11 protein-coding genes are annotated in these 13,855 nt (G+C 72.6%); 9 read left to right on the plus strand and 2 right to left on the minus strand.

From position 1 onward, the window contains the following. Positions 1-67 precede the first annotated feature (67 nt). Positions 68-1,531 carry a sodium:solute symporter gene (locus ACFZCY_RS34085; RefSeq protein ID WP_391182086.1) on the plus strand — a complete coding sequence of 488 codons (1,464 nt, stop codon included), beginning with the start codon at positions 68-70 and terminating at the stop codon, positions 1,529-1,531. Positions 1,532-1,577: 46 nt separating this feature from the next. Then, the gene (locus tag ACFZCY_RS34090; RefSeq protein WP_391182088.1) at positions 1,578-2,345 is read left to right on the plus strand and encodes a class II aldolase/adducin family protein; all 768 of its coding nucleotides are present in this window, start codon (positions 1,578-1,580) and stop codon (positions 2,343-2,345) included. Between the two features lie 39 nt (positions 2,346-2,384). Here ACFZCY_RS34090 and ACFZCY_RS34095 read toward each other — a convergent pair whose 3' ends face one another. After that, the gene (locus ACFZCY_RS34095) at positions 2,385-2,807 is read right to left on the minus strand and encodes a DUF5997 family protein (RefSeq protein WP_391182091.1); all 423 of its coding nucleotides are present in this window, start codon (positions 2,805-2,807) and stop codon (positions 2,385-2,387) included. Positions 2,808-2,880: 73 nt separating this feature from the next. Between ACFZCY_RS34095 and ACFZCY_RS34100 the strand changes: the two genes are divergently transcribed. Further along, entirely contained in the window at positions 2,881-3,672 is a 792-nt protein-coding gene (locus ACFZCY_RS34100; RefSeq protein WP_391182093.1) for a LysR substrate-binding domain-containing protein, read from the plus strand. A gap of 15 nt (positions 3,673-3,687) precedes the next feature. Here ACFZCY_RS34100 and ACFZCY_RS34105 read toward each other — a convergent pair whose 3' ends face one another. Beyond that, positions 3,688-4,275 (minus strand): TetR family transcriptional regulator, encoded by a 588-nt coding sequence (locus tag ACFZCY_RS34105; protein ID WP_391182096.1) that lies wholly within the window; start codon positions 4,273-4,275, stop codon positions 3,688-3,690. A gap of 243 nt (positions 4,276-4,518) precedes the next feature. Here ACFZCY_RS34105 and ACFZCY_RS34110 point away from each other — a divergent pair, with 243 nt between their 5' ends. The 6 genes from ACFZCY_RS34110 to ACFZCY_RS34135 all read left to right on the plus strand — a co-directional run bounded on the left by ACFZCY_RS34110 (position 4,519) and on the right by ACFZCY_RS34135 (position 13,826). After that, positions 4,519-5,118, plus strand: a complete 600-nt coding sequence (locus ACFZCY_RS34110) for a 2Fe-2S iron-sulfur cluster-binding protein (protein WP_391182098.1) — start codon at positions 4,519-4,521, stop codon at positions 5,116-5,118. Then, positions 5,115-6,107: an FAD binding domain-containing protein gene (locus ACFZCY_RS34115; RefSeq protein WP_391182100.1), complete on the plus strand. Its 993-nt coding sequence runs from the start codon at positions 5,115-5,117 to the stop codon at positions 6,105-6,107. Before ACFZCY_RS34110 ends, ACFZCY_RS34115 begins: the two co-directional genes overlap by 4 nt. Continuing rightward, a complete protein-coding gene (locus ACFZCY_RS34120; protein WP_391182103.1) occupies positions 6,104-8,242 on the plus strand; it encodes a molybdopterin cofactor-binding domain-containing protein in 2,139 nt (712 codons plus the stop codon). Before ACFZCY_RS34115 ends, ACFZCY_RS34120 begins: the two co-directional genes overlap by 4 nt. Then, on the plus strand, positions 8,235-9,371 hold the full coding sequence (locus ACFZCY_RS34125) for an XdhC family protein (RefSeq protein ID WP_391182105.1): 1,137 nt from the start codon (positions 8,235-8,237) through the stop codon (positions 9,369-9,371). The genes ACFZCY_RS34120 and ACFZCY_RS34125 overlap by 8 nt, the downstream gene beginning before the upstream one ends. A 107-nt stretch (positions 9,372-9,478) precedes the next feature. Beyond that, positions 9,479-11,590, plus strand: coding sequence for a hydantoinase/oxoprolinase family protein (locus tag ACFZCY_RS34130; RefSeq protein ID WP_391182107.1), 2,112 nt, complete (start codon positions 9,479-9,481; stop codon positions 11,588-11,590). Between the two features lie 31 nt (positions 11,591-11,621). After that, entirely contained in the window at positions 11,622-13,826 is a 2,205-nt protein-coding gene (locus ACFZCY_RS34135) for a hydantoinase B/oxoprolinase family protein (protein ID WP_391182110.1), read from the plus strand. The last annotated feature ends 29 nt before the right edge of the window (positions 13,827-13,855 follow it).

The following is a 13,855-nucleotide window of genomic DNA, read 5'->3' on the forward strand; positions in this document are numbered from 1 at the left end:
GCCAGTGTGCACCGTGGATAAGGTCACGCATCACCGCCGCCCACGCCGTACTGCTCCGGAGGACCTGATGGCCGTCGACTACCTCGTCATGCTCGGATATCTGCTGGCCATCGTCGGTGTCGGCTGGTGGGGCAAGAGACTCGCCGCCTCCAAGAGCGACTTTCTGGTGGCCGGGCGGCGGCTGGGCCCGCTGATGTACACGGGCACGATGGCCGCCATCGTCCTCGGCGGCGCCTCCACCATCGGCGGGGTGCGCCTGGGCTACACCTACGGTCTCTCCGGCGCCGCGATGGTCTTCGCCATCGGCCTGGGGCTGCTGGCCCTCAGCGTCTTCTTCTCCGCCCGGATCGCCCGGCTGCGCGTCTACACCGTCGCCGACATGCTCTCCCTGCGCTACGGCGACGCGGCGAGCGTCATCTCCGGCGTGGTGATGTGGGTCTACACCCTGATGCTGGCCGTGACCTCGACGATCGCATACGCCGGCGTCTTCGACGTGCTGTTCGACGTACCGCGCTGGGTCGCGGTCGTCGTCGGCGGGGCGATCGTCGTGGGCTATTCGGCGCTCGGCGGCATGTGGTCCATCACGCTCACCGACATGGTGCAGTTCGTGATCAAGAGCGTGGGTGTGCTCGTCCTGCTGCTGCCCATCGCGGTGGTCAAGGCCGGGGGCTTCGCCGCGATGGCGGACCGGCTGCCGCACGGCTACTTCTCCCCGACCTCCATCGGCGGGCAGACCATCTTCACCTATGTGCTCATCTACACGTTCGGCATGCTGATCGGGCAGGACATCTGGCAGCGGGTCTTCACCGCCCGCAACGACCGGGTGGCCACCTGGGGCGGCACGGCCGCCGGGGTCTACTGTCTCGTGTACGCCCTGGCCGGGGCCTTCATCGGCATGGCGACCAAGGCGCTCTACCCGCATCTGGCCGACGCCGACCAGGCGTTCGCCACCATCGTCCAGCACACCCTGCCCACCGGTGTCAGGGGGCTCGTCCTCGCCGCCGCCCTGTCGGCGATGATGTCCACCGCCAGCGGCGCCCTGATCGCCTCGGCCACCGTGGCCCACAACGACATCTGGGCGCGGCTGCGGCGTGGCTCCCCCACCACGCAGACCGACGAGCGCGACGAGATCCGCTCGAACCGGTGGGCCATCGTCGTCCTCGGCGTGACCGCCATCGTCATCGCCTGCGTCCTGGGCGACGTCCTGGCCGCGCTCACCGTCGCCTACAACCTCCTGGTCGGCGGCCTGCTGGTGCCCATCCTCGGCGGGCTCGTGTGGAAGCGCGGCAACCTGCCCGGCGCCCTGGCCGCGATGATCGCGGGCGGCATCACGGTGATCACGCTCATGGTGACCGAGGGGCTGCTCGCCAACGAGCCGATCTACTTCGGCCTGCTCGCCGCCCTCGTCGCCTACGTGGCCATCAGCCTCGCCACCAAGCCGACCGAGGACGCCGCGGTCGACGCCTGGCGCCGCCGCGTGGCGGGAGAGACAGAGGCCACCGCGCCCGCACCCGCCCCGGCGTCCGTCTGATACGGATCAACTCCTCCGTCACCCCCACGACCGAAGGACACACCCCGTGACCGCTTCCACGCCCCACCACGCCGAGGAACGACGGCTGCGCCGCGAACTGGCCGCGGTCTACCGCCTGGTGGCGCACTTCCGGATGACCGACCTGATCTTCACGCACATCAGCGCCCGTGTCCCCGGCCCGGAACTCCACTTCCTGATCAACCCCTACGGTCTCCTCTTCGAGGAGATCACCGCGTCGAACCTGGTCAAGGTCGACCTGTCCGGCCACCCCGTCGAGGAGACCCCGCACCCCGTCAACCCCGCCGGGTTCGTCATCCACAGCGCCGTCCACGCCGCCCGGCCCGACGCCCACTGCGTCCTGCACACCCACACCAGGGCCGGCTGCGCCATCGCCGCTCAGGAGGAGGGGCTGCTCCCGCTCAACCAGATCTCCATGGAGTTCCACGGCAGGCTCGGCTACCACGACTACGAGGGCGTCGCCCTTAACCTCGCCGAACAACGGCGGCTCGTCGCCGACCTCGCCGGCCACCCGGCGATGATCCTGCGCAACCACGGCCTGCTGACCGTCGGGGAAACCCCCGCCCAGGCCTTCCTGCGCATGTACTACCTGGACAAGGCGTGCGAGATCCAGGTCGCGGCAACGGCCGGGGGCGCGAAACTCGTCATGCCGCCCCCGGACATCCGAGAACTGACCGCCCGTCAACTCGCGGGTGAGGGCGAGGGCTCCGACTTCCAGGACGACAAGGCGTACGACCTGGCCTGGTCGGCGCTGCTCCGGCTCGTGGAACGCGTCGCCCCCGACTACAAGGACTGAGCAAGGGCCGGGAAGGGACCGGAAGGGGGCGGGGAAGGGTCAGGAGCGCGGCGGGCCGGGCTGGTCGGCGCGCTCCGCCTTCTCCGCCTTCTCCGCCTTCTTCTCCTTGATCCGCGCCGCTTCCTTCCGTACTTCGGCCTGGGTGGCGCGCTCCTTCTCCAGCCACTCGGGGCGCTCCGCCTTCAGGGCTTCGATCTGCTCGGTGGTCAGGGGCTCGGTGATGCCACCGCGCGCGAGACCCGCGATGGAGGTGCCCAGCTTCGCCGCGACCACCGGCCGGGGGTGCGGGCCGTCGCGGCGCAGCTCCCGCAGCCACTCGGGCGGATCGGCCTGGAGGGCGTTGAGTTCGGCGCGCGAGACGACACCCTCCTGGAACTCGGCGGGCGTGGCCTGGAGGTACACACCCAGCTTCTTCGCCGCGGTCGCGGGCTTCATCGTCTGGGTGGTCTGGTGCGACTTCATGGTGTCAAGGGTATCGAGCGCGTACGCGGCCCCGGACCACGGCCTCCGGCCGCGCGACCGGTAGCCTGGCGGGGTGACAGGCTCGGAAGAATCCCCTTCGTTCCGGCTCGCGTATGTCCCGGGGGTGACGCCCGCCAAGTGGGTGCGGATCTGGAACGAGCGCCTGCCCGACGTCCCGCTGCACCTCGTCGCGGTGTCCGCCGCCGAAGCGCCCGATGTGCTGCGCGGCGGCAGCGCCGACGCGGGGCTCGTACGGCTGCCGGTGGACCGTACGGTGTTCAGCGCGATCCCCCTCTACACCGAGACGACGGTGGTCGTGGTGCCGAAGGACCACGTCGTGGCGGCGGTCGACGAGGTGTCCGCCGGCGATCTGGCCGAGGACATCGTGCTGCATCCCCTCGATGACGTGGTCGGCTGGGAGCGCCCGCCGGGGCTGCCCGCGATCGAGCGCCCCGCCACGACGGCGGACGCCATCGAGCTGGTGGCGGCCGGAGTGGGACTGCTGATCGTGCCGCAGTCGCTCGCCCGACTGCACCACCGCAGGGACCTCACCTACCGGCCGGTCACGGACGCGCCCCAGTCGAGCGTCGCGCTGTCGTGGCCGGAGGACGCGACCACCGACCTGGTGGAGGACTTCATCGGGATCGTCCGCGGGCGGACCGTCAACAGCACCCGGGGCCGCACCCCGCCCCCGGCGCAGCAGAAGCGCAAGCCCGCGGCGGGGAAGGCGGGGTCGGGCAAAGCGGGGGCGGGCAAGGCGGCGGGCAAGCCGGGGTCCGGCAAGGCGGCGGCCGGGAAGAACCCGCGGGGCCGTTCCGCGACCCCCAAGGCCGGCAAGCGAGGCAAGCCCCGCCGCCGGTCCTAGCCGGTCCCGACCCTCCTAGCGCCCCGGCGCACCGGCGCGCAGACCGTCCATGACCAGGTCCAGCAGCCGTCCGGCGCGCGACTGCCAGTCCCCGTGCGGATCGATCTGCCACAGCCCGGCGATGGCGAGCATGAAGTCGTCGGGGGTGACCCCCGGGCGGATCGTGCCCGCCTCCTCGTTCGCCGTCAGCAGGAGCCCGACGGCCGAGGTCAGCGGGCCGCGCGCCACCTTGACCAGGCTGCCGTGCCCGCTGGTGGCCTTGTGCAGCGCGTCGGCCAGGCCCGCCTTGGTCATGGCGTACCGGGCGAGGCGGTCCATCCACTCCCGCAGCGCCCGGTCCGGTGCGCGGGTCCGCAGCAGCTGGGCCGCGGCGTCGGCGACCTGCTGCACCTCGTAGTGGTAGACCTCCAGGACGAGGGCCTCGCGGCTGGGGAAGTTGCGGTAGAACGTCCCCTGCCCGACGCCCGCCTTCCTCGCGATCGCGCTCAGCGGTGCGCACGCCGAACGCGTCAGCTCCGCCAGGGCCACTTCCAGGATGCGCTCGCGATTCCGTTGCGCGTCCGAGCGCAGTGGGGCGTGGGGGGTGTCCTTCCGCTCCCGCACTCGTCCTCCTCTCCGGCATCGCGTTCCGGGAATAGCCGCCGGGCCGCCCTTGCTGACCGGACAACTGTCCACTAAGTTCAAACCTGCCGGACAGTTGTCCGCTTAGGGCTACGATAGCGGCAGAACCTGCCGGTGCGAACGGCCGGTGCCGCTCGCCACCCTTCTGCCCCCTTCCGGGCCCCCGTACCCTCTGCCCGGATGATCTCGCTCGACGCGCACCAGCTATGCGAAAGAAGGCTGACCATGGCCCCAGCCCCCTCCCCGACGTCCAGCGCCGTCACGCTGAATATCAACGGCGAGAAGCACACGCTGCCCGTCGACCACCGCACCACCCTGCTCGACGCCCTGCGCGAACGTCTCGATCTGACCGGCACGAAGAAGGGCTGCGACCAAGGTCAGTGCGGTGCCTGCACCGTGCTGATCGACGGACGCCGAGCCGTCTCCTGCCTGCAGCTGGCGGTGGCCGCCGAAGGGCGCGCCATCACCACCATCGAAGGCGTGGCCGAGGGCGAGGACCTGCACCCGGTGCAGCAGGCGTTCCTCGACCTCGACGGCTACCAGTGCGGTTACTGCACGCCCGGGCAGATCTGCTCGGCCATCGCCGTGATCGAGGAACACGCGGCGGGCTGGCCGAGCGCCGCGACCCAGGACGTACGGCCCGAAGCGGGGGCGCAGCCGCTCACCGCGGAGGAGATCCGGGAGCGGATGAGCGGCAACCTGTGCCGCTGTGGCGCGTACGTGTCGATCGTCGAGGCGGTCGCGCGGGCGGCGGAGGCCGCGCAGCCGCCATCCGGCGGCTCGGGTGACGGCATGGGTGCGACGGAAGCGGAGGCAGCGGTATGAGGGAATTCGGATACGAGCGCGTGCACGACGTCTCCGGGGCGGTGGCCCTGCTGGGCGCCGACCCCGACGCGCGCTACCTCGGCGGCGGCACCAACCTCGTCGACCTGATGAAGACCGGGGTGGAGCGGCCCGCGCGGCTCATCGACGTGCGCGAGCTCCCCCTGGACCGGATCGAGGCCACGCCGGACGGCGGCCTGCGCATAGGCGCGACCGTCACCAACAGCGATCTCGCCGCCCACCCCGATGTGCGCTCCCGCTACCCGGCACTGGCCCAGGCCGTGCTGGCCGGCGCCTCCGGACAGCTGCGCAACATGGCCACGGTCGGCGGAAACCTGCTCCAGCGCACCCGCTGCGGCTACTTCACCGACACGTCCAAGCCGTGCAACAAGCGCGTCCCCGGCAGCGGTTGTCCCGCCATCGAGGGTGAGCACCACAACCACGCCATCCTCGGCGCATCCGAGCACTGTGTGGCCATCCACCCCTCGGACATGGGCGTGGCGCTGACCGCCTTCGACGCAGTGGTCCATTACGAAACGGCGGACGGGCCGGGCGAGTTGCCCATGTCCGCGTTCTATCTGCCGGTGGGGGACACCCCGCATCTGGAGACCGCCCTGCCGCCCGGCGCGCTGATCACCGGCGTCAGCCTGCCGCCCGCTCCGGTCGCCACCGTCTCGCGCTACCGGAAGGTGCGCGAGCGCGCCTCGTACGCGTTCGCGATCGGCTCGATCGCCGCCGCCCTCGACGTCCGGGACGGTGTCGTCCACGAAGTGCGCCTGGCCTTCGGCGCGGTGGCGTCCCGGCCGTGGCGCGCCCGCGAGGCCGAGCGGGTGCTGACCGGGGGACCGGTGAGCGGTGAGGCGTTCGCCGCCGCCGCGGACGCCGAACTGGCGGCCGCCGAGACGCTGCCCCAGAACGGATACAAGGTGACGCTGATGCGCAACCTCGTCGTGGCCATGTTGACCGAACTCTCCGAGGAGGCCGTCCGATGACCACGACGACCGGAACCGCCGCCGTCACCCCGTCCGTCGGAGCCGCGCACACCCGCGTGGAGGGCCGCGAGAAGGTCACCGGAGCCGCCCGCTACGCCGGTGAGATCCCCTTCGCCGACCTGGCCCACGGCTGGCTGGTGGTGTCCACCATCGCCCGCGGCCGCATCCGCGCGGTGGAGACCGAACCCGTCGAGGCGATGCCCGGCGTCCTCACCGTCCTGCACCACGGGAACGCCCCGCAGGTCGACGGCAGTTACGTCGGCCTGCTGGGCAAGCCCGACCCGACCATCACCCTCTTCCAGACCGACCGGGTGCCCTTCGTGGGCTGGCCGGTGGCGCTGGTCGTCGCGGAGACGCCCGAGCAGGCCAGGGAGGCCGCCGAGGCGCTGGTCGTCCGGTACGACGAGGAGCCGCACGACATCGCGTTCTCCGCCGGGCGCCCCGGTACGTACGTCCCGGAGGGCTCGCAGGCGGAGACCGCGAAGGGCGACATCGAGGCCGGGCTCGCCGCGGCGGCCGTCGTCGTGGACTCGGAGTACACGACTCCGGAAGAGCACCACGCCATGATGGAGCCGCACGCGGCCACCGCCCGCTGGGAAGGCGGCCGGCTGGAGATCGTCGACTCCAACCAGGGCAGCATGTGGGTGGCCGACGAGCTGGCCAAGATGTTCTCCCTCGACCTCGGCTCGGTGCGGGTGCGCTCCGAGCACGTCGGCGGCGGCTTCGGCTCCAAGGGGGTCCGCCCGCACCAGGTGGCGGCCGTGATGGCCACGACCGTCCTGCACCGCCCGGTCCGGGTCGTCCTGACGCGCCGCCAGATGTTCTCCATCACCGGCTACCGCAGCCCCACGGTGCAGCACGTCAGGCTCGGTGCCGACGCGGACGGGCGGCTGCGCGCGTTCGACCACCAGGCCCAGAGCCTCACCTCGACCGTGCACGAATTCATCGAGCGCAGCGCCGACTACGGGCGCGCGATGTACGACGCCGACGCACACCACACCGTCAACCGCGTCGTGGCGCTCGACGTGCCCACGCCGACCTTCGTGCGCGCGCCGGGCGAGGCGCCGGGCTCGTTCGCGCTGGAGTCCGCGCTCGACGAACTCGCCGAGAAGTGCGGCCTGGACCCGATCGCGCTGCGCGCGCGCAACGAACCCGAGGCGGGCCCGGTGTCCGGGCTGCCGTACAGCACCCGCCGGGTGATCGACTGCTTCGAGGAGGGCGCCCGCAGGTTCGGCTGGGCGGACCGCGACCCGCGCCCCGGGCTGCGCCGCGAAGGCCGCTGGCTGCTCGGGACGGGCACGGCGGCGGCCACGTTCCCCTCGAACGCCATGCCGTCCACGGCGGCCGTGACCGCCGAGGCGGACGGCACCTTCACGGTACGGATCACCGCGGCCGACATCGGGACCGGCGCCAGGACCGCGCTCACCCAGATCGCGGCGGACGCGCTGGAGGTGGAGCCGAGCCGTATCCACATGCGCATCGCGGACAGCGACTTCGGCCAGGCCATGATCGCGGGCGGCTCCATGGGCACCCGCTCCTGGGCCTGGGCGGTCACCTCCGCGGCCAAGGAGCTGCGCGAGCAACTGGCCCTCGGCGGCGGCATTCCGGAGGAGGGCATCACCGCGCGGTCGAACACCGCCGAGGCCATCGGCGCCCTCGCGCAGAAGGAACGCCACTCCTTCGGGGCGCAGTTCGCCGAGGTCGCCGTGGACGCCGCCACCGGCGAGGTCCGGGTGCGGCGCATGCTGGGCATCTTCGCGGCGGGCCGGATCGTCAACCCGCTGACGGCGCAGAGCCAGCTCCGTGGCGGCATGGTCTGGGGCCTGTCCATGGCGCTGCACGAGGAGGCGGTCAGGGACCGGGCGTTCGGCGGCCACGTCGGCCCCGACCTCGCGGGCTACCACGTCGCCGCGCACGCCGACGTGCCGCCCATCGAGGTGGGCTGGGTGGACGACCCGGACCCGGAGGACCCGGTCGGCATCAAGGGCATCGGCGAGGTCGGGATCGTCGGAGCGGCCGCGGCGGTCGCCAACGCCGTCTGGCACGCGACCGGCGTACGCCACCGGCACCTGCCGATCCGCCCCGACCGCGTTCTGCTGGCGGGCACCGCGCCGGGTGGGGACGGGGATGCTTGACATAGCCGCCGAGCTGGACCGGTGGGTCGAGGAGGGCCGGGACTTCGCCGTCGCCACCGTCGTGGCCGTCGGTGGCAGCGCGCCACGGGGTCCCGGCGCCGCCCTCGCCGTCGACTCCGAGGGCACTGCCATCGGCTCGGTCTCCGGCGGCTGTGTGGAGGCGTCGGTGTACGACCGCTGCCTCCAGGCGCTGGAGGACGGCGAAACGGTGCTGGAGCGGTTCGGCTACAGCGACGAGGACGCCTTCGCGGTGGGGCTGACCTGCGGCGGTGTGCTGGAGGTCATGGTCACGCCGGTGCGGGCGGACGCGCCGGCCCGGGCGGTGTTCGCGGCGGCCCTGTCGGCCGCCGCCCGCGGGGAGACGGCCGCGGTCGCCCGGGTGTCCCGGGGCCCGGCCGAACTCCTCGGCCGGGCGCTGTTCGTCCGCCCCGACGGCTCGTACGAGGGCGGCCTCGGCGGCGATCCGGAGCTGGACCGTACGGCGGCGGACGAGGCGGGCGCCCTGCTGGCGGCGGGCCGCACCGGTGCGTTCACCCTGCCCGGGCACCAAGAGGCCCCGTCCGGCCTGACGGTGTTCGTCGAGTCGAGCGTGCCGCCGCCCCGGATGATCGTCTTCGGCGCGGTGGACTTCGCCGCGGCACTGGCCCGCACGGGCAAGTTCCTCGGCTACCACGTGACGGTGTGCGACGCCCGTCCTGTCTTCGCCACCCGGGTCCGCTTCCCCGAGGCCGACGAGATCGTGGTCGACTGGCCGCACCGCTATCTGCGGCAGACGGCGACCGACGGCCGAACGGTGCTGTGCGTGCTCACCCATGACGCCAAGTTCGACGTCCCGCTGCTGGAGGAGGCCCTGCGGCTGCCGGTCGCGTTCGTCGGCGCCATGGGGTCGCGCCGCACCCACGAGGACCGCACCCGCAAGCTCCGCGAGGCGGGTCTCACCGATCGCGAACTGGCCCGGCTGCGCTCGCCGATCGGCCTCGACCTCGGCGCCCGTACGCCCGAGGAGACCGCCCTGTCCATCGCGGCGGAGATCGTCGCGGCGCGGCGGGGCGGCACGGGCGTGCCGCTGACCGGCTCGGGGACACCCATCCACCGCGACGGGGAGGCGGGGGCGCACGTGGCCGCCTGACTCCTCGGCACCCGACGAAGATCATCTCTGGTTGACAGCGATCCGGCGTGACGGAAAGGCTCGTCACGTCGTGCATCGCCTGCAAACCAAGGAGTGATCCTTCCCGGATGCCTTCGTACTACGTGGCTTCCGACATCGGTGGCACCTTCACCGACACCGTCGTGATCGATGACACGGGACGGGTGGGCCGGTACAAGTCCTCCACCGTTCCCGCCAACCCCGCCGAAGGGGTGCTGAACACCCTGGTCGACGCCGCCGACGCGCGCGGCGTCGACCTGGCGGAACTGCTCGCGGACGTCGAGATGTTCGCCCACGGCACCACGATCGCCACCAACGCCATGCTCGAGGGCCGCACCAAGAAGGTCGGCCTGATCCAGACCCGTGGCTTCGGGGACACCCTCACGACGATGCGCGGATTCAAGGGGACCGGGCTCGAAGAGGAGGAGATCAAGCGGTTCCGCACGCTGGTGAAGCAGCCCCCGGCGGTGCCCCGTTCGCTGACCGAGGAGGTCACCGAGCGCGTCGACTACGCGGGCCGGGTCGTCTGCCCGCTGGACGAGGACGACGTGCGGCGGGCCGTGGCGCGGCTGCGGGACGCCGGCGCCGAGGTCTTCGCGGTCTCGCTGCTCTGGTCGTTCGCCGACGACGCCCACGAGCGCCGGGTCGGCGAGATCGTGGCCGAGGAGGTGCCCGGGGCGAGCGTCACGCTGTCCAGCGAATTCCTGCCGCGGATCGGGGAGTACGAGCGCACCCTGACCACCGCGGTCAACGCCGGTCTGCGCCCGCTGCTGGGGGCGTCGCTGGACAGCTTCGAATCCACCCTGGCCGCGGCGGGCCTGCGGACCGGGCCGCTGCTCATGCAGTCCGGCGGCGGGCTCGCGACCTTCGCCGAGGCGGAGAAGCGCGCGGCGGCGGCCGTGATGTCCGGGCCGGTCGGCGGCGTGGTCGCCTCCCAGTACCTGGGCAGCCGCGACCAGCACCGCAACATCGTCACCACCGACATGGGCGGCACCAGCTTCGACGTCGGGCTGGTGCTGGACGAGCGCCCCGTCATGTCCAACACCACCCTCATCGGCCGCGACCGGCTCGCCCTGCCGTCCGTGGCGGTGCGCGCCATCGGCGCCGGGGCCGGTTCCATCGCCTCCGTACGGGGCGGGGTGCTGGCCGTCGGCCCCGAGAGCGCGGGCGCCCACCCCGGACCGGCCTGTTACGGGCGCGGCGGCGAGCGCCCCACGGTCGCCGACGCGGACCTGGTGCTCGGCTACCTCAACCCCGACAACTTCCTCGGCGGGCGGCTCACCCTCGACGTGGAGCGTGCCCGCGCCGCCATCGAGGAGCACATCGCCCGGCCGACCGGGCTGACCGTCGAGCAGGCCGCCGAGGGCATCAAGACCATCGTGGACGCCCGGATGGCCGACCTGGTGCGCCAGGTGACCGTGGAACAGGGCTACGATCCGGCCGACTTCGCGGTGTTCGCGTACGGCGGCGCGGGCCCGCTGCACGCCTTCTCCTACGGCGCCGAGCTGGGCTGCCCGCGGATCGTCGTCCCGCTCACCGCCTCCGTCCACTCGGCGTTCGGCATCGGCAGCTCCGATCTGACCATGGTCGAGGAGCTGTCCAAGCCCCTCCAGGCGCCGCCCGGCACCACCGACTACGGGGCCGCGCTGCCGCCGGAGGAGATCGAGGCGGCCTTCACCGCACTGCAGGACCGGGCCGTCCAGGGGCTCGTCGCGGCCGGGGCCGACCGGGAGACGGTGACCTTCACCCGGTCCGTCGAGATCCGCTTCCGGGCCCAGATCCATGTGCTCACCGTCGGCTTCGACAACGGCCCGATCACCGGCGCGGAAGTCGACGCCATGGTCGATCGGTTCATCGACGCTTACGAGGGCCGGTTCGGCAAGGGCTCGGCGTTCCCCGAGGGCGGCGTGGAGATCACCACCTTCCGGGTCGTCGCGGCGAGCCCCGTCCCCCGCGCCGAACTCGACGCCGTACGGCGGCCCCAGGACGCCGGGACCGTGGCCGGGCCGGACACCCGGCGGGTGTTCAGCGGCGGCGAGTGGACCGACGCCACCGTCTACCGCGCCGACCACCTCCACGAGGGCCTGCGCATCGACGGCCTGGCCATCGTCGAGCTGCCGGACACCACCGTCGTCATCGCCTCCGGCCAGGAGGCCGTCGTCGACCGGCTCGGCGGCATCGTCATCCACAACCGCCCCTGAGCCGCGTCCCGCCCCCGATCAAGGAGCAACGATGAACACCGCCGCACGCACGGAAGCGGCCGCCGCGAACGGGACGGCCGACCCCGTCACCCACGAGGTGATCCGGCACAAGCTCTGGTCCATCAACGCCGAGGGCTCCACCACCGTCGAGCACGTCTCCGGCTCCCCGGTCGTCCACGCCACCGACTACAACTTCGGCATCTACACGGCCTCCGGCGAGATGGCCGTCATCGGCACCTATCTGCTGACCCCCGTCTACACGGGCGCCATGGCGATCCGGGAGTTCCAGCGCCGGTACGACGACATCGAATCCGGCGACGTCTTCATCATCAACGACCCCTACATCGCCGCGATGCACCAGAACGACGTGCAGTTCTGCGCCCCGGTCTTCCGGGACGGCGAACTGGTCGCCTGGCTCGGCTGCATGGCCCACCAGGTCGACCTCGGCGGCATGGACCCCGGCAGCTGGTGCACCACCGCCACCGACGTCTACCAGGAGGGCATCCGGATCCCGCCGGGCCGGATCGTCCGCAAGGGCACGGTCAACCAGGAGCTGTGGGACACCATCGTCGCCAACTCCCGCATGGCCACCACGGTCGCCAACGACTTCCGCGCCTTCCTCGCCGGACTGCGCGTCGCCGAGCGCCGCTTCCACCAGCTGTGCGACCGCTACGGCACCGGCCAGGTGCGCACCACCATGGAGCGCACCCTCGACCACAGCGAGGCCGATCTGCGGGCCATGCTGAGCGAGCTGCCGGACGGGGTGTACGAGCACACCTCGTACCTGGACCGTCCCGACGGCTCGGGGGACGACGGCGACCAGGGCATCGAACTGCTGGAGGTCCCCTGCCGGTTGGAGAAGACGGGCGACCGGCTGGTCTTCGACTTCTCCGGTGCCAGCCCGCAGAGCCCCGCGTACGGCATGACCACCCGCGGCGGGCTGCTCGGCGCCGTGGCCACGCTCATGCTGTGCACGTTCGGCTCGGAGATCCCCTGGAACCACGGCATCATGCGTCCGGTGGAGGTCAGGGCGCCCGACGGGCTGTGCGTCACCGCCGTCGAGCCGATGCCCGTCAGCGGCGGCGCCGCGGGCGCCAACTGGACGGCGACCTGCTCGGCGGGCGGCGCGATCGCGAAGATGCTCAGCTTCTCCGAGCGGTACGAGAGCTTCGCGTTCGGCCCGAGCGACGGCTCGTGGCAGCTGAGCCAGTTCGGCGGCGCCGACCAGCACGGGCAGCCGTTCGCCTCGATGTACATGGACTCGCTGATGTGGGGCGGGCCCGCCTTCTCCTTCCGCGACGGGGTCGACGCGGGCGGCGCGATGGTCATCCTCGGCGGCGGCGCGACCGACGTCGAACAGCAGGAGATGCGGCATCCGCTGATGTACCTGTGGCGCCGCCAGGTCCCCGACTCCGGCGGCGCGGGCACCCACCGCGGCGGAAACGGCATCCAGTTCGCCCTCACCCCGATCGACACCCCGGAGGTGACCGGCGTCCTGGGCACCCATGGCGTCTCGCTGCCCAACCGCACCGGCCTCTTCGGCGGCCTGCCCGGATCGTGCGCCCGCTTCGAGCGCGTCACCGCCGCCGGGCCGCTGGACCGGCTGGCGTCCGGGCAGGCCATCACCCGGCTCGGCGACCTCGACGGCAGCCATGAAACGCTGCCCGGCGTCTCCCCGGCGGCCCGCATCGCCCACGGCGACGTCTTCGAGTGCACCGTCCAGAACGGCGGCGGCTACGGCGACCCGCTGTTGCGCGACCCCGCCCGGGTGGCCGCCGACGTCGAACGCCACGCGGTGACCCCGGAGGCCGCCGACCGGCTGTACGGAGTCGCCCTGACCCCGGCAGGCGGCGTGGACGGGCCCGCGACGGCGGCCCGCCGGGAGCGGATCCGCGAGGACCGCCGCGCCCGCATGACCGCCCCGGCGGGCGGCGCCCAAGCGGTCGCGGGGGAGCCCACCGGGATCTGGGGCAGCGCCCTCAGCACGTTCCCCGGCCCCGACGGGCCGTCCGCCGCCTGCCGCCACTGCGGAGCCGGACTCGGCTCGCTGTCCGGCGGCTGGGAAGGCCTCGCGGGCCGGGTGACGCTCGGCCCGGACGACCTGGGCGGCGATGTCCGCGTCCACGACGCGCTCACCGTCGTCGCCTACGTGTGCCCGCACTGTGTGACGTCTCTGTGGGTCGACACCGAGCCGGTCGCGGGCAAGCCCTGGCGGGACTTCGCCCCGCGCCCCTGAGTGGCGCCCCCTGAGCGGCGTACGCCACG

This window comes from Streptomyces sp. NPDC007983, assembly GCF_042958345.1.
In the GTDB taxonomy this organism is placed as follows: Bacteria; Actinomycetota; Actinomycetes; order Streptomycetales; family Streptomycetaceae; genus Streptomyces.

What these genes read in the sequence shown, in the direction of transcription:
- ACFZCY_RS34085 (WP_391182086.1), top strand. Translation starts at nt 68, where the DNA reads ATGGCCGTCGACTACCTCGTCATGCTCGGATATCTGCTGGCCATCGTC.
- ACFZCY_RS34095 (WP_391182091.1), bottom strand. Translation starts at nt 2,807, where the DNA reads ATGAAGTCGCACCAGACCACCCAGACGATGAAGCCCGCGACCGCGGCG.
- ACFZCY_RS34110 (WP_391182098.1), top strand. Translation starts at nt 4,519, where the DNA reads ATGGCCCCAGCCCCCTCCCCGACGTCCAGCGCCGTCACGCTGAATATC.
- ACFZCY_RS34115 (WP_391182100.1), top strand. Translation starts at nt 5,115, where the DNA reads ATGAGGGAATTCGGATACGAGCGCGTGCACGACGTCTCCGGGGCGGTG.
- ACFZCY_RS34120 (WP_391182103.1), top strand. Translation starts at nt 6,104, where the DNA reads ATGACCACGACGACCGGAACCGCCGCCGTCACCCCGTCCGTCGGAGCC.
- ACFZCY_RS34125 (WP_391182105.1), top strand. Translation starts at nt 8,235, where the DNA reads ATGCTTGACATAGCCGCCGAGCTGGACCGGTGGGTCGAGGAGGGCCGG.
- ACFZCY_RS34130 (WP_391182107.1), top strand. Translation starts at nt 9,479, where the DNA reads ATGCCTTCGTACTACGTGGCTTCCGACATCGGTGGCACCTTCACCGAC.
- ACFZCY_RS34135 (WP_391182110.1), top strand. Translation starts at nt 11,622, where the DNA reads ATGAACACCGCCGCACGCACGGAAGCGGCCGCCGCGAACGGGACGGCC.